General features: G+C 41.5%; 17 protein-coding genes and 3 pseudogenes. 10 read left to right on the forward strand and 10 right to left on the reverse strand.

Translation table 11 applies throughout. The features are described 5' to 3' along the window. Positions 1-265: 265 nt before the first annotated feature. Complete coding sequence (locus tag A3775_RS14660; protein ID WP_066425575.1) at positions 266-979, reverse strand: rhomboid family intramembrane serine protease; 714 nt, start codon at positions 977-979, stop codon at positions 266-268. A 153-nt stretch (positions 980-1,132) separates the two neighbouring features. Between A3775_RS14660 and A3775_RS14665 the strand changes: the two genes are divergently transcribed. Then, entirely contained in the window at positions 1,133-3,262 is a 2,130-nt protein-coding gene (locus tag A3775_RS14665; protein ID WP_066380136.1) for a serine/threonine-protein kinase, read from the forward strand. A 74-nt stretch (positions 3,263-3,336) separates the two neighbouring features. Here A3775_RS14665 and metK read toward each other — a convergent pair whose 3' ends face one another. From metK to crtA, 4 genes are all read right to left on the reverse strand, one after another. Further along, positions 3,337-4,521 (reverse strand): methionine adenosyltransferase, encoded by a 1,185-nt coding sequence (gene metK, locus A3775_RS14670; protein WP_066425577.1) that lies wholly within the window; start codon positions 4,519-4,521, stop codon positions 3,337-3,339. Beyond that, positions 4,518-7,592, reverse strand: a complete 3,075-nt coding sequence (locus A3775_RS14675) for a cation-translocating P-type ATPase (RefSeq protein ID WP_082803757.1) — start codon at positions 7,590-7,592, stop codon at positions 4,518-4,520. Before A3775_RS14675 ends, metK begins: the two co-directional genes overlap by 4 nt. 160 nt (positions 7,593-7,752) lie before the next feature. Further along, entirely contained in the window at positions 7,753-8,274 is a 522-nt protein-coding gene (locus A3775_RS14680; RefSeq protein ID WP_066380132.1) for a hypothetical protein, read from the reverse strand. Positions 8,275-8,435: 161 nt separating this feature from the next. After that, positions 8,436-9,311, reverse strand: a complete 876-nt coding sequence (gene crtA / locus A3775_RS14685; protein ID WP_066380131.1) for a cyanoexosortase A — start codon at positions 9,309-9,311, stop codon at positions 8,436-8,438. Positions 9,312-9,829: 518 nt separating this feature from the next. Between crtA and A3775_RS14690 the strand changes: the two genes are divergently transcribed. Next, the gene (locus A3775_RS14690; protein ID WP_066380130.1) at positions 9,830-10,285 is read left to right on the forward strand and encodes a pyridoxamine 5'-phosphate oxidase family protein; all 456 of its coding nucleotides are present in this window, start codon (positions 9,830-9,832) and stop codon (positions 10,283-10,285) included. A 330-nt stretch (positions 10,286-10,615) separates the two neighbouring features. Here A3775_RS14690 and aroA read toward each other — a convergent pair whose 3' ends face one another. After that, positions 10,616-11,965: a 3-phosphoshikimate 1-carboxyvinyltransferase gene (gene aroA, locus A3775_RS14695; protein ID WP_066380129.1), complete on the reverse strand. Its 1,350-nt coding sequence runs from the start codon at positions 11,963-11,965 to the stop codon at positions 10,616-10,618. A gap of 477 nt (positions 11,966-12,442) precedes the next feature. Between aroA and A3775_RS14700 the strand changes: the two genes are divergently transcribed. After that, positions 12,443-12,958, forward strand: a complete 516-nt coding sequence (locus tag A3775_RS14700) for a hypothetical protein (RefSeq protein WP_066380125.1) — start codon at positions 12,443-12,445, stop codon at positions 12,956-12,958. A gap of 81 nt (positions 12,959-13,039) precedes the next feature. Here the strand turns inward: A3775_RS14700 and A3775_RS14705 are convergent, their stop codons facing one another. Then, a complete protein-coding gene (locus A3775_RS14705; RefSeq protein ID WP_066380123.1) occupies positions 13,040-13,621 on the reverse strand; it encodes a thioredoxin family protein in 582 nt (193 codons plus the stop codon). A gap of 284 nt (positions 13,622-13,905) precedes the next feature. Beyond that, entirely contained in the window at positions 13,906-14,127 is a 222-nt protein-coding gene (locus A3775_RS14710; protein ID WP_066380121.1) for a chlorophyll a/b-binding protein, read from the reverse strand. Positions 14,128-14,304: 177 nt separating this feature from the next. Between A3775_RS14710 and A3775_RS25400 the strand changes: the two are divergent. The 3 pseudogenes from A3775_RS25400 to thyX all read left to right on the forward strand — a co-directional run. Continuing rightward, positions 14,305-14,592 (forward strand): annotated as a pseudogene (locus tag A3775_RS25400) (FAD-dependent thymidylate synthase); the annotation flags it as partial. Positions 14,593-14,652: 60 nt separating this feature from the next. Next, a pseudogene (locus A3775_RS25405) lies at positions 14,653-15,948 on the forward strand (HNH endonuclease); the annotation flags it as partial. A gap of 3 nt (positions 15,949-15,951) precedes the next feature. After that, a pseudogene (gene thyX / locus A3775_RS25410) lies at positions 15,952-16,386 on the forward strand (FAD-dependent thymidylate synthase); the annotation flags it as partial. Between the two features lie 54 nt (positions 16,387-16,440). Here the strand turns inward: thyX and dcd are convergent. Together dcd and A3775_RS14725 are read right to left on the reverse strand one after the other, a co-directional pair. Further along, positions 16,441-17,010, reverse strand: coding sequence for a dCTP deaminase (gene dcd, locus A3775_RS14720; RefSeq protein ID WP_066380117.1), 570 nt, complete (start codon positions 17,008-17,010; stop codon positions 16,441-16,443). A gap of 99 nt (positions 17,011-17,109) precedes the next feature. Then, positions 17,110-17,646 carry a P-loop NTPase family protein gene (locus A3775_RS14725; RefSeq protein WP_066380115.1) on the reverse strand — a complete coding sequence of 179 codons (537 nt, stop codon included), beginning with the start codon at positions 17,644-17,646 and terminating at the stop codon, positions 17,110-17,112. A gap of 512 nt (positions 17,647-18,158) precedes the next feature. On the opposite strand from A3775_RS14725, the gene A3775_RS14730 reads away from it, so the two are divergent. The 4 genes from A3775_RS14730 to A3775_RS14750 all read left to right on the forward strand — a co-directional run. Then, on the forward strand, positions 18,159-18,743 hold the full coding sequence (locus tag A3775_RS14730; RefSeq protein WP_066380113.1) for a nucleoside monophosphate kinase: 585 nt from the start codon (positions 18,159-18,161) through the stop codon (positions 18,741-18,743). 202 nt (positions 18,744-18,945) lie between these two features. Further along, a complete protein-coding gene (rph, locus tag A3775_RS14735) occupies positions 18,946-19,680 on the forward strand; it encodes a ribonuclease PH (protein ID WP_066380111.1) in 735 nt (244 codons plus the stop codon). 331 nt (positions 19,681-20,011) lie between these two features. Further along, positions 20,012-20,734: a 6-phosphogluconolactonase gene (pgl, locus tag A3775_RS14745; protein ID WP_066380106.1), complete on the forward strand. Its 723-nt coding sequence runs from the start codon at positions 20,012-20,014 to the stop codon at positions 20,732-20,734. A gap of 218 nt (positions 20,735-20,952) precedes the next feature. Continuing rightward, positions 20,953-21,278 (forward strand): zinc ribbon domain-containing protein (locus tag A3775_RS14750; protein ID WP_156481643.1); only part of this gene is annotated, 326 nt, incomplete at its 3' end.

The raw sequence follows: 21,278 nt of genomic DNA on the forward strand, positions 1-21,278 counted from the left end.
AATTTTGGGGAATATAGCTGAAGACGGTTCAGTTAATTAGCTGTGGTTGCAAGGAATAAAGCGATCGCCATCACAGAAATGACGGCATTAAATTATGCTTACCTGATGACATAGCCAATGGCTGACGCACAAACAGCAAGCATCACGGCATGAGGCTAACTCAGGAAGATGTGGCAATTTCTGAGTCTGGGGAATAATGCTGAGGAAACAAGTAGGCGATCGCCCTCCACCAATGACAATTGTTTGTCTGCCTAAACATCTGGTTTCATTTATGGCTGAGTCCGGGCGATATTCTCATATAACCAGCACCGATGAGCAAACCGACAAACTGCATCCAGTAAGCTAAACTCGGTTGATTCACACCCACAGGCGGAATGTTTAAACTGCCAATACCGTAGAATAACTGTTGAACAAACCACCAAAAAGCATAAAAATAAGCAGGTAACTGGATAGGGATATATATCAAAATTAAAGGTAAAACCGTGTCTATTTTAGTTTTAGGGAACCGCATCACATAAGCCCCTAAAATAGCAGCTACAGCCCCATTTGCCCCAATCACAGGAACTCTTAAACTCGGTTCAACCAAAACTTGTGCGATAACAGTTAACACACCAGCAATCAGATACAAACCCAAATAACGTCTATGTCCTAGAATATTTTCGACAGATTTACCAAACACCCACAAAAACAACAGATTACCCAAAATTTGACTAAAACTGCCATGCAGAAATAACCCAAATACCAGAGAAAACAACCGCCCGACAACCACCAACCACGCCGCCGGATTGATCAACAGTGCATTATTGATGGCTGTAGTCAACTGCGCTGGAACTACACCCCAATGATTAACAAAATTACCTAACTCACCACTCAATTCTAATTTAAGTTGCCATAAAAATATTAAGATGTTAATACCAATCAGCCAATAATTAACAATAGGTTGTTTATCAGAGCGTAAGTTATCACTAATAGGAATCATGGAAATTGGTTATTAGTCATTGGTTATTAGTCATTGCTTCTTAGTTATTCTTCTGAGTCCCTTCCAGTCTGTTCCAATCCCCCATCCCCACGCTTTCATCAACCTGTGGCAATATTGGAATCAGATCACAATGCACTCAAGTAGGTAAATTTGATGCTGGGCAATACACTTGTGGGAAGATACCAAATTATCAGCCTCTTGGGAGGTGGGGGATTTGGTGAAACTTTTGTGGCTTGTGATACTCAATTACCTGGTTCACCTCAGTGTGTTGTCAAAAAACTCAAACCCCAAGCTAATGATCCGAATACTCTAGAAATTGCTAGGCGTTTATTTGATACAGAAGCCCAAGTTTTGTATAAATTAGGCAATTATGACCGGATTCCTCAGCTTTTAGCTTATTTTGAGGAAAATGCTTCATTTTATCTAGTACAAGAATTGATTTCCGGCCATGACCTGAGTCAAGAGTTAACACCAGGACGGACTTTTACGCAAGCGGATGTAACAATATTGTTACAAGAAATTCTGACAATTTTAGAATTTGTCCACCAACAAAATGTCATCCACCGTGATATCAATCCGCGTAATTTACTCAGGCGAGATGATGGCAAGTTAATTTTAATTGATTTTGGTGCAGTCAAACAAATCACTACGCAAATAGCCACTACAGGACAAAATCAGCCGACAGTTGTTATCGGTACACCTGGTTATATCCCCGGCGAACAAGCACAAGGAAGTCCTCAATTTAGCAGTGATATCTATGCGGTGGGAATAGTTGCCATTCAAGCACTGACTGGTTTATTACCCAGTCAACTAGAACGAGATGCAGATACTAATGAGATTATCTGGCAAAGTCACGCCAATGTCACACCAGAGTTTGCTAAATTCATTGACAAAATGGTGTGTTATGATTTTCGCCACCGTTACCCATCAGCTACAGCCGCATTACAAGCACTGACAGAATTAAACAAACCACCCTCTCATACTCTGGCGGTATTTCCGACTTTACCACCACAAAAAGTTAAGTTAGTAAAAAATAAAAAAAGTATCTTACTTAAGTTGTTATTGGCAACTATCTTAATTAGTGCTACGGCTGTGGCTGCTATTTTTATTATTAACAGTGTCAATAGTAATAATGCTACAGAATTGTCTAAACAAGGTAATATATTATTTGAATTGCAACGCTATGAAGATGCTTTGGCAGCTTATGAACAGGCGGTAAATATTAGACCTGACTATGCTCAAGGTTGGAATGGTAAGGGTAGAACTTTAGCTAAATTAAAGCAATATGAAGCAGCACTAACAGCTTATGACACTGCTATTCAACTCCAGCCGAATTATGTGGAAGCTTGGAGAGGTCGAGGTTTTGTGTTGCAAAATCTCCGGCGATATACAGAAGCGATCGCCTCTTTTGATAAGGCTTTACAACTTAATAATAACTACCCGGAAGTGTGGAATGCTCAAGGTGAAACTTACAGCAATTTAAAACAATATAATAATGCCATAGCAGCTTATGAGCAAGCCATTGAATTGCAACCAGAGAATTATACAGTGTGGTATAATAAAGGGTTAGCACTGCAAAATTTGCAACTGTACGAAGATGCGATCGCCGCTTTTAAACAGGCAGTAAAAATTAAACCAGACTATGAACGAGCATGGTATAACTTAGGCAATGCCCAGGTTAATGTGAATCGCTATGAAGACGCGATTAATGCTTATGAAAAAACTGTACAATACAATCCCAAACATTATGCAGCTTGGTTAGCTAAAGGTAATATTTTGATTGCTTTGCGGCGTTATCCAGACGCAGGGGAAGCATTCAATCAAGTGATTAAAGCTAATAGCAATAATTATCAAGCCTGGTATGGGCGAGGTTGGGCGTTACATCAAAGTCAACGGTTTACAGAAGCGATAGAAGCTTATAAAAAAGCGGCAAGAATTCAGCCGAATAATTACCAAGTTTGGTATGCTTTGGGGAATTCTCAATATAATTTACAACAATATGAGCAAGCGATCGCCTCCTATAGTCAGGCGGTACGCCACCAGCCAAATCATTCTGAAAGTTGGTATAGTCGGGGCAATGCCTACTTGAGTTTAAAAAAATATCGAGAGGCGATCGCATCTTATGAGCAAGCTATCAAATACAAACCCAATGATCAAGCGGCGATAAATGCGCGTAATGCCGCACAATCACAACTACAAGCTGAAACACCCCAACCTGTAGTCATCCCAACTATACCTAGTCCACAGTTTTCTATTCCCACACCAGAAAATGAATCCAATTAAACTCAGGTGGGCAATACAGAACATTTGTTCAAACCTTGATTTTTTCTTTGTGGACATTTGCCCACCCTACGGTTCTAAAAAACTCCCAGTTTATCAACTTTTTCCCAAGGTAAATCTATATCATCTCTACCCACATGACCATAAGCTGCAAGTTTGCGATAAAACCCTCCTTTTACTAATGAAGGTAAATGTCTTAAATTAAATTGTTTCAAAATCCCAGCCAAGCGAAAATCAAAATACTTTTCTAATAAAATCGTGATTTCTTCATCAGATATTTTACCAGTACCAAAAGTTTCTACTTGCACACTCACCGGGCGAGACAAGCCAATAGAATAACTTAACTGTACCTCACATTCATCAGCGAGGTTAGCCGCCACTACATTTTTAGCAGCATAACGAGCCGCATAGGCTCCTACTCTATCAATTCTAATCGGGTCTTTACCACTTAAAGCCGAACCACTATGTTTAGAATATTCCCCATAGGTATCTATAGCATTTTTCCTACCTGTTAAACCAGAATGTACCGCAGGCCCGCCAATAATAAAAGGCCCATCAGGGTTAATAAATATTCTAGTTTGAGCATCCGGTTTAATATCTTCCTGTTCAAACACCGGAAAAATCACAGTTTCTCGAATATCATCTTGTAATTGTTTTAAATCAGGTTTAGAGCGTTTGTTTTGACTGGCAATAACTGTAATACTATGGATTCTATAAGGGCGACGATTGCGATATTCTACTCCTACTTGAGTTTTACCATCAGGTGTCAGGTAATCCAGAATATTTTTATTTCTCACTTCACTCATTTTTCTGGCTAACTTGTGCGCCAACCAGATAGGCAAAGGCATGAGTGTTGAGGTTTGATTACAAGCAAAACCAAAAACTGTAGCTTGGTTAGTTACAGTAATTTTTTCGATTTCTGCATCTGATAATTTTTGTTCATCAAATAAATGATATTGCTCCGGTGGTAATTCTGTTAAGCTAGTTAAAACACTACAAGTTTTACCATTAAATTCTTTGTGGTCGTAGCCTACCTGAGCAATAACTTGTCTGGCTATGTTGGTAAAATCTACATTCGCGTTAGGTTCAAAGCGGGCAGCTAAAAAAACAATACCTGTAGCAACAGCGCACTCTGTAATTACTCTCGCAAAGGGGTCTTGTTGTAAAAAACGATCTACAATTGCATCACTAATCTGATCACACAGTTTATCAGGATGTCCCTCTGTGACAGATTCTGATGTAAACATGAAGTCTTTTTTCATAATTCACCTTCTATTGGGTATTGAGAATTAGTAATTCTCCCCTGTTCCTCTGTTCCCCTGCTTAAGAGTTGCTTCCCAGTCCCCAGTACCCAATCCCCAGTCCCTTTTGTACTTTCATTTACTAACAAAGGCAGTACAGCACTAGCAGTAATAACAGCACCATCCATAAGATTAATTGGGGTAATTCTTAACAGATTCCGCAGTGGTGGTATGGCGATCGCTAACAGTTGAATAGCAAAAGAACCTGTAATAGCAGCATTGAGATAAGGATTATTCGGCAGTTTTTCCTTGCTAAAGATGCTGTGAGTTTCGGAACGGCTGCTAATGGTGTGTAGTAGTTGGGCTGATGTCAAACTCATAAAGGCGATGGTGTTCGCCCTGGGTGTCATACCATATCTCATCAGACTGTAACCGTAGGCGGCGAGGGTGGTAGTCGAGATAACGGCGGATTCAAACGTAATTCTGCCAAAGTCGGACTTTTTGATAATTGGTTCTTCTGGGTTGCGGGGAGGTTGGCTTAAGACTTCCGGTTCTGGTGCTTCCATTGCGAGGGATAAACCAGGGAAGATGTCTGTTACTAAGTTCAACCACAATAATTGAATCGCATTCAAGGGTTCGCCTATACCCACGGCGGTGGCGATAGTCATCACCATGATTTCACTCAGGTTAGTGGCTAGCAGGAAATGGACTGATTTACGGATGTTGTTGTAAATTGTTCTGCCCCGACTGACGGCGATAATCATGGTTTCGAGTCTGTCGTCTTCTAAGACGATATCTGCTACCTCACGGGCGACATCTGTACCACCTTTACCCATTGCGACACCCACTTGGGCAGCTTTTAAGGCGGGTGCGTCGTTAATGCCATCGCCTGTCATGGCGACAACTTTACCCGCGCCTTGCAATGCTTGGACGATTTGCAGTTTGTTGCTGGGGCTGATGCGGGCAAATACGTCTACTTTGTCGCTGAGGGCGGTTAAGGCTTCCGGGGTGAGGTTGTTGAGGTTGGTGGAGTCGAGTATTTCTAGTTGGAGGTTGCGGTTTAATTCTAATTCTTTAGCGATCGCATAGGCGGTAGGACTTTGATCGCCGGTAATCATCACGGTATCGATGCCGGCGGTATGGAAGTCGGCAATTAAGGCTTTCGCGCCTTTTCTAATCGGATCTGCCATTCCTACCAAACCCAACCAAATCAAATCAGATTCATAATGATTACCGTTGCCATTGTGGTATTCACTGATATGTCTATAGGCTATCCCCAAGACTCGCAATGCTTTACCAGCCATGCGATCGTTTTCAATTTCAATTGTCCGCCTTGCTTCTTCATCGAAAGGTACTACTTGACCATTTTTGATCTTACTTTGGCATAGTTGCACTACTTCGGCAGGGCTACCTTTAACCGCGACAAATTTATCTTGATTATGAGTCTGGTGAATTGTACTCATAATGTTGCGGTTTTCTGAACGGAGGTTAGTTTGTAATAAGGGATACTTCTCTCTGAGGGCGATCGCATCCACTCCCGCCGCGATCGCCATGTAAATCAGCGCATTTTCGGTAGCTGAACCTGTAACAGCATATTCCCCTTCTGTAGATTTACTGATTTCACTTTCATTACACAACACCGCTACATGAATCAATTTGATTAATTCATCATCACCGTAGGGGTTAATATTTTGCTTTCCATGTAGAAAGTCACCATCTAATACTTGAATTTGTCGAGAATTGGCGTGAATTTCCACCACGGACATTTTATTTTCGGTAATTGTCCCGGTTTTATCCATGCAAATTGTCTGCACCGAACCCAAAGCTTCCACGGCGGCGAGACTCCGCACTAAAACGTTATTCTTCCGCATATCGCGGATACCTAAAGCTAAGGTAGTAGTCGCAATTGTCGGTAATCCTTCGGGAACAGCAGCCACAGCTAGGGATATAGATGATTTCAACATCTGCACTAAGCCATATCCCCGTAAAACTCCCATACCAAACACTAAACCACAAATCCCCATACTGATCACTACCAGTTGTCCGCCTACTTCGTCTAGCTGTCTGGCGAGGGGGGTTTCTGTGGCTTTGGCTTCGCCTACTAGCTGTTGAATTTTACCCATTTCCGTATAGGTGCCGGTGGCTACCACTGCCGCCAATCCCTGACCACCTGTGATATAAGTACCTTTGTAGGCCATGTTGAAGCGATCGCCTAACGGTACATCTTCACCCTTCAAGAATGCGGTACTTTTATTAATCGGGATACTCTCACCAGTCAAAGCCGACTCATCAATACTTAAATTATCGGCGGCAATTAGTCGCGCATCAGCCGCCAAATAATTTCCGGGTTTGAGAACTAAAATATCACCTACAGCTACATTTTCTATGGATATTTCAATTTGCTTACCATCTCTAATCACGCAAGCAGAAGTTTGCTGATGATGTTTGAGAGAGTTAATGATTCTTTCTGACTGACTTTCCGTCACATAACCAATAACTGCATTTAGTCCCACCACACCTAAAATTACCACAGCATCAACCAATCCCCCCGTAAACAGCGACACCCCAGCCGCCACACCCAGCAAAGCCACAGGTAAGGATTTAAACTGTTCAACTATAATACTTAAACCAGACCTTAACTCAGTTTCTGAGAGGACATTTAACCCGTATTTGTTTAAATTAATTACCGCCGATTCACTAGATAAGCCTGATTCCTGGGAGGTTTGCAACTTGTACAGAACTTTATCTGTGGGGATTAAATGCCAATGTTCTTGATTTTGGTCTGTGGTGTTACTATCAAGTTTAGTAAGTTTTCTGCTAGGTTTTAGAGATTTTGTTTCCTGTCTTACTGGCTGTTTTTGGGGAAAATCCGAGACAATCTTGTGAATTATCTCGCCGATTTGCTGGTAATTGTATTGTGGCGAAAAAATTACCAAGAGATTACTTGTTAAAGTATTGGCATGAGCTTGAATGATGGCTGGGTTTTTAGTTAGCGATCGCTCTAAATATTCTTTTAAATCTAGCGCACCATAAAGCCCTGTGATTTTATATCTAGCTCTACCTTTAACGCTAGTATGTATTGCTTTAATCACAGCAATTTAAACTCCCTTCATGCCCAGATAAACTAGGAAACTACGTGCATCCGTCTTCCATGATTATAGTTCCACTAACTATAAAAACAGACACCAACATTGTTAAGAGTTTCAACGTAAAAGTTACACACAGTAAAAAAATCCAACTTTTGGTGTATTTCTAGCTCATCTCTACATGAGAGGTTGGTGATTCAGTAGAATTATGAAGTTTTATAAAACTATCAAAAGCACACCAAGCCAATATATACCAAGGAATATCATTCAGTTTTAGCCCTTGCACCAGTAATTGACGAATTGCAAATAAACCTAATACCATCGGCATCAGCAATCGTAAATCAGCAACACCATCGGTCATTCTCCCAACATCTGCATTGATATCAGAGATGACATTAATCACATCATTAGCTATCTCCGATTTACCATTAGTTCCATAAGGCTGCTCTATGTGAATTTGAATATTACCATGACTAGATGTTTCTCGATGTCCGTTAGAGACATGAGTATTGTTGACATTTACTGTGAGATTTTCCCAACCCTCCACAGCTTCTTTAATCGCAGTGCGTACTACAGGCTGTTTCACAGTATCTGCAACCGGAAGAATTACAGGTGAGAGAACCATAGCTGTCAGAGTCTCGACAATTTCAGAAAGATTCACAGCTTGTAATTCCAACTTATCTGTCATACTGTACTTCTCCATAGCAGCAGCTTGTCAAGTACAAAGCTTAATCAAATAAATTCCTACTTGCATCACCCTAAAGTTACAGGGTATTTCACAATCAATGTAGGAATAAGTCAATCACAATTATGTCTAAAGAGATAAATTTCATCTTTCAGAAATGTTGTTTAAGATTCTGTATTTACCTGATTTTCTCTATTTCCCTGCTTATTGAGTAAGTAGTATAATAACCCAAAAACTAACACTGCTATCGTCCCAATCACCTGGGAACCACCACCTGTATGCCAGAAATCAAATTCTTGGTTTTTTGAGGCGAGAACCGCCATGATTGCCACGCGTATCCCATTAAAGAAAAATGCTAATATCACACTGATAATAGGTACTATAATTGTCTTGGTCTTTTCTATAGGAAACATCACTAAAGCCAGGATTGAAACTCCTAGTAAATAGCTAATTAGTCCTATTCCAGAACAACCAGGATCAACTTTCACAGTCTGGGAACCCAGAGTTGTTACCAAAGTTATATATATCTCTTCATGCAGCAATACATCAAAACCTGAATACCAAAGTAATATTGTGGCAAAATTAGCAGTTAGAGGAGCGATGTAAATCAATTTTTCGAGAATTAACTCTGGAACTCCTAGGAAAAATAAAACAATTATTTCTTGCCAATATTGCCTTAATCCCCTCCAACCTGAAGCAAGTAAGCCTATAGCAATAGCACTAAGAAATGGCGACAAATGAGTGAAAAATAAGACATTATCACTTTGATTTAATGATACACTTTGCCATAGTATACAGGCAATTAATATCATGCTGAAAACGCTAGAAAAGATGTCAGTTTTCCAGGTTAACCTCTGGCGTTTTTCCCAAATCATTGAACCTACTGCCAACATAAACAGCATAGTCATTCCTAGCTGAGAGACATCTTCAGCCCGCCAGGTTACAGTCATAATAATTGCTATTAAACAGGAAGCTATCCCTAATACAAAAAATTGATGTTTTTTGAGATTTTTAAATGCAGAAATTGTCTGATTTTTCATTTATGTAAAAAAAGCTAATTTTTTGGCTGATTCAAAGCTGAATAAAAATAGTATTTATCATATTTCAAATTAAATGTAAAGATTTTTACACAAAATTAAAAATACATATTCCTTTTAGCCAAAAAATCAAAATATTTATAATTGAAAAATTAAATTCTCGAAAGAGATATTTTGATTACTTATTGAAGAACCAAATAAACCCTATGTCTAAAGTAATAAGTAGGAAGACACAAACTGACATCTTGCACCAGTTGCTTGATTGCAATTAAAGACAGGCGATGCACAGATAAAAATACGCTCTAATCCTTATTTTTACGTTGTGAGCAGTACATCGCCCTACGGTTATTGAGAATGGTGCAAGATATCAGTTAATGAAAATTATTCATGTCTACCTACTTAAATCTACATCTCAAATTGCCCAAGAGAGAAAATAGTTCAACCTCTAGACTCACGTAATGAGAAATAAATACTGGTAATTCTAAAGAAGAGATTTCCAAGACAATAAATAGAGTAAATAAATGGCAAACACCACAGTTCAAAACCAAAACATTGAGCAACTGCGTGCATTAATGAAAAACCTGAATTACGGAATGTTAACCACAGTTAATGATGATAGTAGCTTGCATAGTCGCCCCATGTTCGTTAATCGGGATATTGACTCTGACGGCACAATTTGGTTTTTTACCTCCAGCAGTTCCCATAAAGTCATTGAAATTGAACATTGCCAACAGGTAAACGTTAATTTCATCTCACCCAATCAACAACAATATATTTCCATTACTGGAACAGCCCAAATAGTCAAAGAACCGAAAAAAATCCAAGAAAGATGGCAACCAGAACTAAAAACGTGGTTTCCCCAAGGATTAGACGATCCCAATATAGCCTTACTGAAAGTAAACATTAATCAAGTCGATTATTGGGAAGAAGCATCTAAATTCCATCCGCAAACCATAGTGTTAGGGAATCGAAAATAATAACGAGGGCATCGGGAAACTCAAGTAAAAGACTTCCAGATAAAAAACATCCAAAATGTCGGGTGCGTCAGTACGAGAAACCCTAGCAATACCAAAAAAATATTCATACTGACACACCCTACTAACAGTCAATTTGGATAATTTATTGGTTGGTGTTCCCTAAAATCCCTCGTCTTCCCTAACCCCTAACCACTTATCCACAAAACAGCAACTCGTAATTAAACCTCTGCGTACCTACTCTGCGGGTTCCGCTTTAGCGGTATGCGTGAACCTTCGCGCCACTTGGCGTTGAAAAACCAAATCAAAACGCCTAATTTCCTCCTAACCACCTCAACCTACAACCTGTTGCAGTGTCGCAGTAAAATTAGGATAGGAAATAGAAGCAGCTTCAGCACGGTGAATAGTAGTCACACCAGTAGCATTCAGAGCAGCGATCGCTAGACTCATAGCAATGCGATGATCAGTATAACTATCCACATCCGTACCCACCAAAGGAGTACCGCCAGTAATTTCCATCCCATCAGGTAACTCAGTCACTTTAGCACCGAGTTTATTGAGTTGCTGCGCCATAACAGTAATGCGATCGCTTTCCTTAACGCGCAACTCCTCCGCATCCCGAATTACCGTAGTTCCCTCAGCGAACACCGCCGCCACAGCCAAAATCGGGATTTCATCAATCATTCTCGGTATAATATCCCCAGCAATCGTGCAACTGTGCAAACCACCAGAACGCACCCGCACATCCGCCACAGGTTCACCAGCAACTTCGCGCTGATTTTCCAGTTGGATATCCGCCCCCATCATCTCTAAAGCTTCTAAAATCCCGGTGCGTGTGGGATTCACGCCCACATTTTCCACCAGCAATTCCGAACCAGGAACAATTGCCCCAGCCACTAACCAAAACGCCGCCGAACTAATATCACCCGGTACAACTACCTTTTGTCCGTACAGTTGCGCCTGTCCGGTAACAGTGACGCTGTTCGTTTCCGAGTCAACACTGATATCAGCCCCAAAAGCCCGCATCATTCTTTCACTATGATCACGGGAAAGTGCTGGTTCTGTAATCGTAGTTTTACCCTCAGTGAATAAAGCCGCCAGCATAATGCAAGACTTAACTTGGGCGGAGGCGATAGGAGAATGATAGTGAATTGGTTTGAGAATTTGTCCTTGAATCGCCAAGGGTGCTAAAGTATTACCCTTTCGTCCCCAAATTTGCGCCCCCATCTGTTGCAAAGGTTTGACAACACGAGACATCGGACGCGATCGCAGCGAACTATCCCCGGTGACAGTAAAAAACCGTCCAGGGTGAGATGCTAACAATCCTAGCATCAACCGCATAGTTGTACCAGAGTTGCCAGCATTCAACACATCTACAGGTTCTTGCAAATTGCCTAAACCAATTCCTTTCACCCGTACTAATTCTGTATTGAGTTCGGAAATTTCCGCACCCATAGCTTGAAAACAGCTAGCAGTGCTACGGGGATCTTCACCTAAAAGTAGCCCTTGAATTTCCGTTTCCCCTTGAGCGATCGCACCTAACATTAACGCCCGGTGGGATATCGATTTATCCCCTGGTACTTGAATGCGACCTTGTAATGATACCCCAGTAGAGGGTCTTTGGATAATTAACTTATGAGAAAGGTCTGTTTGAGTTTCTAAGGTTATAGCAGCAGCCGACATCAGGATACTCTGGCTTTTAAATACACGAGAAGCCACTCAGCGACTGTATGAGCCGCTACGGGTGACTTCTTGCCTAGTATCCTATCGCTTTTTGCTCACTAAAATATATTTTTTAGCCAAGTATAACTTTTCACTTATCTTACTCAGAGCTTACGCAACTAGCACATTAGTAGGGTGCGTCAGATACCAAATACCAGTTTATTTGCAGGATTGATGCAGGCTGACGCACCTTATATATAGATATTTAGTCTGACACTTGCGGAAGTCCGATGATTGATAAATTTCCCTAACAGGCGGTAAACGTCGTTTTCACTTTTGAAACCAATATCAAATTTATGTTGATTTAGCTTACTAAATAAGTATCTTCAGTTAAGATTAAGCAGGTTTTACTATGAATTAATCTTTAGTTGCTCAATTTGACCGGAAAATCCCATTGGTATTAATTTTATCACATTAATAGCTTTTCTCATTGCTCCCATGCTCACCCACCACCGCAAGCCCGTAAGCCTATCACTGATTTCCACTGACCTGCCATTTTGGTCAGTTGTGGAAACTGCTGGTACACTATATCAAAAAGCTACCGATAGATTCCATTTACTCCTGAATGCACCGCCGTTAATTACCTGTGAAGTCACTAATCCCGACACGCCACCAGATGCCCTTACGCCATCGAGGGGTAAAATCCATCCGCCCAGTAGTCCGAGAATTTTGTGGTTAGAGATTTCGCCTTACCGCATTACTATGACAATGCAAGGTAATGAACAGGTAAGTTACCGACACTTTTGGGAACAGGGTGTCTATGGCGTAAGTCGATATTGGCTACCCACAGAGTCATTACAACCCAGTGATCCTATTCGGTTACGCAACTTCACCAATAGCTTGACCTTAACTGGACATCCACTACCAGAGCATTTACGCGTAGAATACGAACTGTGGGCTGAAACAGTCCAACTAGGGCGTTATATCCTGAATCTAGAAATTAAACATTCTTGAGTTGTAGGGTGGGCATTGCTGGGAATTTGCACAAAGCCTGTGTTTGAATTTATTGACAATGCCCACCTTACCTGATTGAACTCACCCAAAATAACTAGGTTCGTTCCCCGGTTTCCATTTAATATTGCAACCAACGCTAGGCTTTTGTTCCCTGGTGACAGGTTTACCCGCCAAGACTGCATCAATAGCAGCCCGTAAATCTGCACCAGTTACAGGTTTACCATTACTAGGGCGGCTATCATCTAATTGTCCTCGATAAACCAGTTGGCGATCGCCATCAAACACAAAAAAATCAGGTGTACAAGCAGCAGTATAAGCCTTAGCAGTTTCCTGAGTTTCGTCATAGCATAAGGGAAACTGCCAACCCAATTCTGTGGCGAGTTGTTTTAAAGCATCAGGCGCATCATCTGGGTATTTTGCCGCATCATTAGCACTAATAGCTACAATACCCAAATCACTGCTTACATAATCTTGCCCTAACCTTGTTAATTCCTGTTGAACGTGTTTCACAAACGGACAATGGCGACAAATAAACATTACCAATAATGCTTTTTGATCAGCAAATGTTGCCAGAGAAATTGTTTTGCCAGATACTACTTCCGGTAGATGAAAATCTGGTGCTTGCGTGCCTAATGCCAGCATTGTTGAAGCAGTTAAAGCCATAAATTCCCCGATATTTTGACTGATGAAACGGCTTTTAATCAAGGCCAAAATAACATGAAATCATAAAAGGGAACAGGGAACAGGGAACGGGGAATAGGGAACAGGGAATAGGGAACAGGGAACAGGGAACAGGGAATAGGGAACAAGGAACAGGGAACGGGGAATAGGGAACAGGGAATAGGGAACAGGGAACAGGGAACAAGGAATAGGGAACAAGGAATAAAATTAAAGACGGGAAAATTCCCGCCTCTTGATTGTTAAGCTAAATTTTACAAAACTTAAAATTATTTTGACAGGCTGGCTAAAGCACCAAAAATACCTTGTCCTGTCAACACTTCCAGTGCAATCAGAGAGATGAAGCCGATCATTGCTAAACGCCCATTGATGAGTTCGGCGTAGGGAGTGAAACCAGTGCGATCGCCTTGATCATCCACATAAACCTTTGGCTCAATCGCAAAATTGTTCAATTTACCTTGATCATCAACTATAGAAGCATTTGTACGCATGAGGTTTTCCCCAGTAATTTTTTATCTTGTTAAGAACTGTAACAAATATATATAGATTTGTAAAGTATCTGAATCTGCCTCAAGAGATATGATGGTGTATCGGACTCACTCTCCCAGTCTAGAGAATAGGCAAAGTGTGTTTCTATTAGACAATCTCAGTTACCTTCCCAAAAGCCAATGGATCGATTCCGAGTAGAGGTTATTGCCAAAACGCCGAACCCGCAGCAGGTGATTTACGCCGCTATGCACCAAGACTATACAGATAAGTTTGTGTCTGACGAGCGTGACTCTTGGCCTTCAGAGTCAGAATGTGGTGAAATCATTGTTAAGCGACTCTTAGCAGGTGAGAGAGGACACTATGGGCCGCTAGAGCATCCCCAAATTGTGTTGAACTGTGGCTATTTTCCCCACAGCGTCATGCAACAGGCTCGTACTCACAGAGTAGGTGTATCATTTGATGTTCAATGTTTGTCAGCTAATACTGAAATTACTTTCGTTAACTGTAAAGGCGAAAGTAGCCAAAAATTGAAAAAAACCATTGGAGAGTTATACGAACTTTGGACTAACGGAGAAAAAGCAACTCGCCAAAGGTCAATTCGAGGTAGAAATGGAGAACTACCCGGTGAATATCGACGTGACTGTAAACAACGTATCCGTAAGATGCGTCTACGGGTTCTCAACGAAAAGACAGGCTTGTTTGAAGTTGGGCAGATTAAAGATGTAATATGCAGTGGTATTCAGCCAGTCTATCGATTAACTTTAGAGGATGGAAAGACTCTAGATTGTACCGTCAACCATCGCCTATTTACTTCAGAAGGTTGGCAAAGAATGGGTGATGCTATTGGCTTAGTGACTAATCATGATGGTAGTGTAGTCCAAATGACTAAGCCATGCAGCTTAATGTGTAATGGTCTGACAGTAGTAGGTAACGGACTTTACAGAAACAAGGAATGGCTACAAGCTCAAATAGTAAAAGGACTATCGACATTAGAGATTGCACAACTATCTGAATGTTCTATTAACACAGTTAGAAGTTGGGCTGCTAGATATGGATTACCTTTGAATCAACAAGATAGTCAATTTTCTCCAGAACACAAGCCTTGGAACTATAACCCTGATGCACTTTATCGAGACAAATTGTGGTTAGAGACGCAACTTAATCAAGGACTTCATGCTGATGAGATGGCAAAATTAGCTAACTGCTCCATAGAAGCAATTAAAAAATGGGTCTATGCTTACGGATTATCCCTAAATAAAAAACCATCTGGTAGCAAAAATCCCTGGAACAAAGGTAAAGGTGGTTATCGTTTAAATTTATCAGCAGAAAGTCGTCAAAAACGTATAGAAAATGCCAAAAAATATCCAAAAAGAAAAGAAGAATCTAACTTTTGGAAAGGAGGTACATCCACTGCACGAGAACTAATAGGTGGATGGACAAGAGACATTGCACCGCAAGTACATGAAAAGTTCAACTATATTTGTCAAAAATGTAGAGTTCGTGGTGGCAATCTTCATACTCATCATTTAATACCAGTTTATGCTGATGAATCCCTTGCATACGATTTTGATAATTTAGTGACTATATGCAAGGATTGTCATGAATACATTCATCAAAATAACCTAGAGGCTGAATTTGCTAAATCTTATCACCCAGTCATAGACACTGACAATTGGCAACCTAAACCAAAACCAATTGGCAGAAAGTTACGGGCGCATCCCGTTAAAGTCAAGAGTGTAGAATACCTTGGACAACAAATGACTTATGACTTAGAAGTGGAAGGTGATTGGCATAATTTTGTTGCTAATGGTGTTGTAGTTCACAACTCTTTCCGCTACACGGGAAAACAATTTATTGAAGTATTAGAAGGGAAGAAAGATATAGAAGATGTTTTTTATCTACGTCCCGTTGGTTATTATAGTGATAGACAAGGTAAAAAATATTACTATTCGCCAGAGCAACGTGCAGCAGATTTAGAATGGTGTTTAGACGCTGCTAAACGCTATACAGCAAGTTTTGAAGCGGGGATGTCGGAAGAACACGCTAGGGGAATAGTACCTTTTGATTACCGTCAACATTTTATAGTCAGCTTCAATGTGCGGTCATTCTTACATTTTTGTGATTTGAGAAATAAAAAAGATGCACAATTAGAAATTCAAAAATTGTGCGAATTGATGTGGCCGCATTTTGCCGAGTGGGTACCAGCGATCGCAGTTTGGTATGAGAAGCAGCGTTTAGGAAAGGGAAGGTTAGCACCTTAATTTCCGACAAGCGATCGCTCTTTAATTGTGGGGTATGATGACGAGCGATCGCTACTAAACTTTAGCCAGTGTTACAACCTCTAACTGATCCTGATATTTACCCTGACGCGCTTCATAACTAATCGCGCAGGGTTCACCTTCTAGAAATAGTAATTGCACCACACCTTCATTTGCGTAGATGCGACAATCTGCACTAGAAGAATTAGAAAATTCTAGAGTTAAATGACCACGCCAAGCAGCTTCAGCAGGCGTTAGATTGGCAATTATCCCACAACGAGCATAAGTAGATTTACCTATACAAATTACTGTAATATTATCTGGAACCTCTAGTCTTTCTAAAGCCACACCTAAACCGTAGGAATGAGCCGGTAAAATAAAATAACTACCATTACCATCTGTGTGCAATGGTGTCGATTCTAAATTTTGAGGATTAAAGTTTTTGGGATCAACAACAGTTCCGGGAACGTGGCGAAAAATGCGGAACTCAGCCGAAGAAAGTCGAATGTCATAGCCATAGGAAGATAAACCATAGCTAATCACAGGATGAGGCTCAGAAGATGTTTCTTTCTGCACTTTTCGCATTAAACTTGGCTCAAAAGGAGTAATCATACCTTTTTGAGCCATTTCAGTAATCCAGATGTCGTTCTTAATCACAAGCTCACAGATAATTCAGACAGAATAAATAGGATATCGTGAACTGTGTATTTTGTTTAGTCAATTTGTTCAAGGTCGATGACTACGACGAATTTCTGTGATTTGGTCTGCAATGTCTAGAAGAGATTGCGGCATATCGGGGCCTGTGAGAATAATATCTACATGGTGAGGACGTTGGGCAAGAAACTCTAACACCTCACTTTCAGCAATTAAACCAAAGTTAATCGCCAAGCTTAACTCATCTAAAACTACCAGCGAATACTTACCCTCGTTTACTACCTGTTGTGTGTGCTGCCACAAACTTTGTAAAGCTTTGTGTTCCGCTTCATCTAATTGTGCTGTGTCAATGCAACGAGGTAAATCACAACGAATCCAATTTAAGTGTTGTCCTAACTGAATTGGTTGATCTTGTCCTTGATTGATGCCGCCTTTGAGAAACTGCACTAATAATACGGGTGTACCTTGACCGGCAATTCTCAAAGCTTCACCCATAACGCTAGTAAAAAAGTTGCGATGGGAGCTAGTGAAAACCTGTACTAGCCCTTTAATATGGTGTGGTAAGTTGACGGTCGAATTGGCACTGGGTGTTTCTAACTGGGCAACCATAGGATAAATTTCAAAAAATCACAATAAATTAACTAGGTTTTGCAGATATTCCCTGGAGAAAAACTACCTGTATAATCAATCTGTTTTTACTCAGGACTTACGCAACTGGCACATTAGTAGGGTGCGTCAGATGTTGAAAATCTGTTCTTTTTAACCCAATTATCGCTTCTGATGCACCCTACACGAGACTTTGATGATGACACTTGCTTAGATGATGACACTTGCTTAAGTCCTATTACTCAGGATTATCGGTCTGGCAATCTGCTTTATCAGTCAAACACTAGGTTTATGCAGAAGTCAAGGGGATTGGGGACTGGGGACTGGGGATTGGGGACTGGGGACTGGGTATTGGATTTTTCCCCTCTGCTCCCCTGCTCCCCTGCTCCCCTGCCTCCCCTGCTCCCCTGCTCCCCTGCTCCCCTACCTCCTAGGTTAGATGTTAGATTGACTTGGAGGTTGGGCAAAACCAACTTATTATGTTGTCAATGTTACTGGTTCAGGAGTGAATAATTGTGAGATTAGTGATTTTAGGAGGTTCAGGAGCAGGTAAAAGCACTCAAGCAACAAGGCTTTGCAGTCACTTGGAAATCCCCCAAATTTCTACGGGTGAGATTTTGCGGGAAGCGATATCTGGTAATCAATCGCTAGATGGAATTTACGCTAACTTGGGTGAACTAGGTCGTTATGCCCAGCCCTACGTGTCCAGGGGGGAATTAGTCCCTGATGATATGATTATTCAGTTAATCCGCTCGCGTCTGAAAAAACCTGACGTTAGCGGTGGCTGGGTTTTAGAAGGTTATCCCCGTACCGCTTTCCAAGCTGAAGAATTAGATTTTTTGCTAGACGAATTAGGGCAGAAGTTAGATTGGGCCATTTATTTACAAGTCTCAGAGGCGGTGATGGTGACTCGTTCTCTCGGACGTTCTTTACCCGATGATCAACCAGAAATCGTCCAGCGACGTGTAGAAGTTTTCTATGACCGCACTATTCCCATTTTAGAATATTATGACCGTCGTCGCCGCCTCTTGACAATTAACGGCGATCAGCCGCCGGAATTTGTACTGCAAAATATTCTTACCTTAATTTCAGCGACTTAATTGAGTCTTTCTGCTCGTGATCCTAAAATTTTCTGTTGCAGGTTACTGTATATTTCACTATAAACTTTATACTTTGTTTTCAGTCTTCTTGCTTTGTCCTCACTTTGAGATGCTGAACCTAAGATACAGCACTCTTGATGAGTGGCAATACTAAAGTAACTTTAAGACAATATTTCATCATCAAAATTTTGAGGCAGCTTTCATGGTTTGGCAGCGTCCCGACGGTCGAAAACCCTACGAACTCCGTCCTGTAACTTTTCAAACTGAATTTACCCGCTTTGCTCCTGGTTCGGTGCTGGCAATCTGTGGTGAAACAAAGGTGCTTTGTACCGTCAGCGTTGCGGAAGGAGTCCCCAAGTTTTTGGTAGGAACTGGCAAGGGTTGGTTAACGGCTGAGTATCGGATGCTACCTTCAGCCACACAACAGCGTCAGGAAAGAGAATTGTTAAAATTGTCTGGCAGAACACAGGAAATACAGCGTTTAATTGGACGTAGTTTAAGGGCAGCAATTGATTTTGAGGCATTGGGAGAACGAACTTTAACCGTTGATGCGGATGTATTGCAAGCTGATGCAGGAACAAGAACAGCCGCAATTACAGGCGGTTTCGTGGCTTTGGCTCATGCGATCGCTAAATTAATGCAGCAAGGAATCTTAGAGCGATCGCCCCTGTGTGGACAAATAGCAGCGATTTCTGTAGGTTTATTAGCACAAGAACCATATCTAGATTTGAACTATATAGAAGATGTCGCCGCCACAGTAGACTTCAACGTAGTCATGAATCAAAACTTAGGCATCATCGAAATACAAGGTACAGCAGAAGAAGGCAGTTTTAACCGTACCCAACTAAATCAGCTACTAGATTATGCCGAAAAAGGCATTCAACAATTATTCATTGCCCAACAAGCCGCAATACCTGACTGGAAGACTTTATTTTAATAGGAAGTAGGGAGTAGGAGGAGCGGAGGAGCAGAGGGAGCGGAGGGAGCGGAGGGAGCAGGGGAGCAGGGAGCAAGGGAGAGGGGACTTTCCCCTTTTCCCCCTGCAAATAACCCCAATTCTTCTGATTTCCCAGTCCCCAATCCCCAATCCCCAATCCCCTCCATTCGTACCATCGACTACTGACAAGTCATCATCGAAGGTGATAAGCATGAATTGAATGGACTTATGCTGACTTAATTTCTGATGTTAAAAGTTTCAAAATTCAACAGAAGAGTTGGCATAAGTTAGGTATGGTATTGCTGGAAGCCGGTAATCTGATGATAAAGCCATGAATAAAACGGTTGAAGTCCTACCGGATCAATCAGCGTTAATCGCGCGATCGCTGGATTTGATCCTAACTAAGTTAGATACTGCCATTAAACAGCAGGGACGATTTACTATCGCCTTATCTGGCGGTAGCACACCTAAGCCGTTATATGAAGCGATCGCCCAGCAAAAATTACCTTGGGATAAAATTCATGTATTTTGGGGAGATGAGCGTTATGTCCCCCCAACCCATCCCGATAGTAATGAATTGATGGCGCGTCGTGCGTGGCTAGATCGTGTTGATATCCCCGCCGCCAATATTCACGCCGTACCCACCTTGGATAATAATCCAGTGGTATCGGCTACTAAGTACGAACAGCACCTACAAGCATTTTTTCAGTCAGCACCGGGAGAGTTTCCCGCTTTGGATGTGGTATTGTTAGGGATGGGCGATGATGCCCATACAGCATCTTTGTTTCCCCACACAGAAGCTTTAAAGGTAAGCGATCGCTTAATTACTGTGGGTAACAAAGACGGCAACCCCCGCATAACCTTTACATACCCATTCATTAACGCGGCTCGCAGTGTAATTTTTATCGTTGCTGGTGCTAACAAAAGACCGGCTTTAGCTCATGTATTTGCCCCTGTAGCGGATAACTTCACCTATCCATCCCGCTTCATTCAACCCCAAGGGGAACTGTGGTGGCTACTTGATGCCGCAGCAGGTGCAGAACTCTCAGCTTAATTTTCTCTTCACGAGTAATTGTTAAAATCGGAAGCTAGAGTTGCTCCCTTGTAGTGTTTCTTATAATTCACGACAAGCGCAAGGAATTCACAGTTGCCTGTATGGGGAAACCCTCCTCTCAACTCCTCGCTGTCATAGTTCCCTGTGGGCAACTGCCCAGATTTCTCTGTGCTTGCCAAGACTATTGTTAGGATGCTCTTGAACAAAGGCTTAAATCAATGATTGTCTGCCCTAATTGTAATCACCCCAATCCAGACGGTGCTGTGCAATGTGAAGCTTGCTATACACCGTTACCAGCTACTACTAATTGCCCCAATTGTGGCGCAACTGTACAATCAGATGCTGCTTTCTGTGGTCAATGTGGTTTTAACCTGCACTCAAGCGTCTCTCCTGCCCCTGCTACCGTCGTTGCCACCGTTGCGCCCGATGTCCCTGTAGAAGTTCCACCCTTAGTTAATCCCGATCCAGTTTTAGAATTATTACAACCCAATGCTTTAGGCATTGATCCTGCCGCCTCACCCTTGCCACCAACAGCAATGGCAGC

Origin of the sequence: Anabaena sp. 4-3, assembly GCF_001597745.1 — a bacterium.
Lineage (GTDB): Bacteria > Cyanobacteriota > Cyanobacteriia > Cyanobacteriales > Nostocaceae > Trichormus.

Bases quoted from the DNA above. Each gene is read 5' to 3' on its own strand.
- A3775_RS14710 (WP_066380121.1), bottom strand. From the start codon at position 14,127: ATGCGTACAAATGCTTCTATAGTTGATGATCAAGGTAAATTGAACAAT.
- aroA (WP_066380129.1), bottom strand. From the start codon at position 11,965: ATGTCGGCTGCTGCTATAACCTTAGAAACTCAAACAGACCTTTCTCAT.
- pgl (WP_066380106.1), top strand. From the start codon at position 20,012: ATGAATAAAACGGTTGAAGTCCTACCGGATCAATCAGCGTTAATCGCG.
- A3775_RS14725 (WP_066380115.1), bottom strand. From the start codon at position 17,646: ATGGTTGCCCAGTTAGAAACACCCAGTGCCAATTCGACCGTCAACTTA.
- crtA (WP_066380131.1), bottom strand. From the start codon at position 9,311: ATGAAAAATCAGACAATTTCTGCATTTAAAAATCTCAAAAAACATCAA.
- dcd (WP_066380117.1), bottom strand. From the start codon at position 17,010: ATGGCTCAAAAAGGTATGATTACTCCTTTTGAGCCAAGTTTAATGCGA.
- metK (WP_066425577.1), bottom strand. From the start codon at position 4,521: ATGAAAAAAGACTTCATGTTTACATCAGAATCTGTCACAGAGGGACAT.
- A3775_RS14700 (WP_066380125.1), top strand. From the start codon at position 12,443: ATGCTCACCCACCACCGCAAGCCCGTAAGCCTATCACTGATTTCCACT.
- A3775_RS14680 (WP_066380132.1), bottom strand. From the start codon at position 8,274: ATGACAGATAAGTTGGAATTACAAGCTGTGAATCTTTCTGAAATTGTC.
- rph (WP_066380111.1), top strand. From the start codon at position 18,946: ATGGTTTGGCAGCGTCCCGACGGTCGAAAACCCTACGAACTCCGTCCT.
- A3775_RS14690 (WP_066380130.1), top strand. From the start codon at position 9,830: ATGGCAAACACCACAGTTCAAAACCAAAACATTGAGCAACTGCGTGCA.
- A3775_RS14660 (WP_066425575.1), bottom strand. From the start codon at position 979: ATGATTCCTATTAGTGATAACTTACGCTCTGATAAACAACCTATTGTT.
- A3775_RS14705 (WP_066380123.1), bottom strand. From the start codon at position 13,621: ATGGCTTTAACTGCTTCAACAATGCTGGCATTAGGCACGCAAGCACCA.
- A3775_RS14665 (WP_066380136.1), top strand. From the start codon at position 1,133: ATGCTGGGCAATACACTTGTGGGAAGATACCAAATTATCAGCCTCTTG.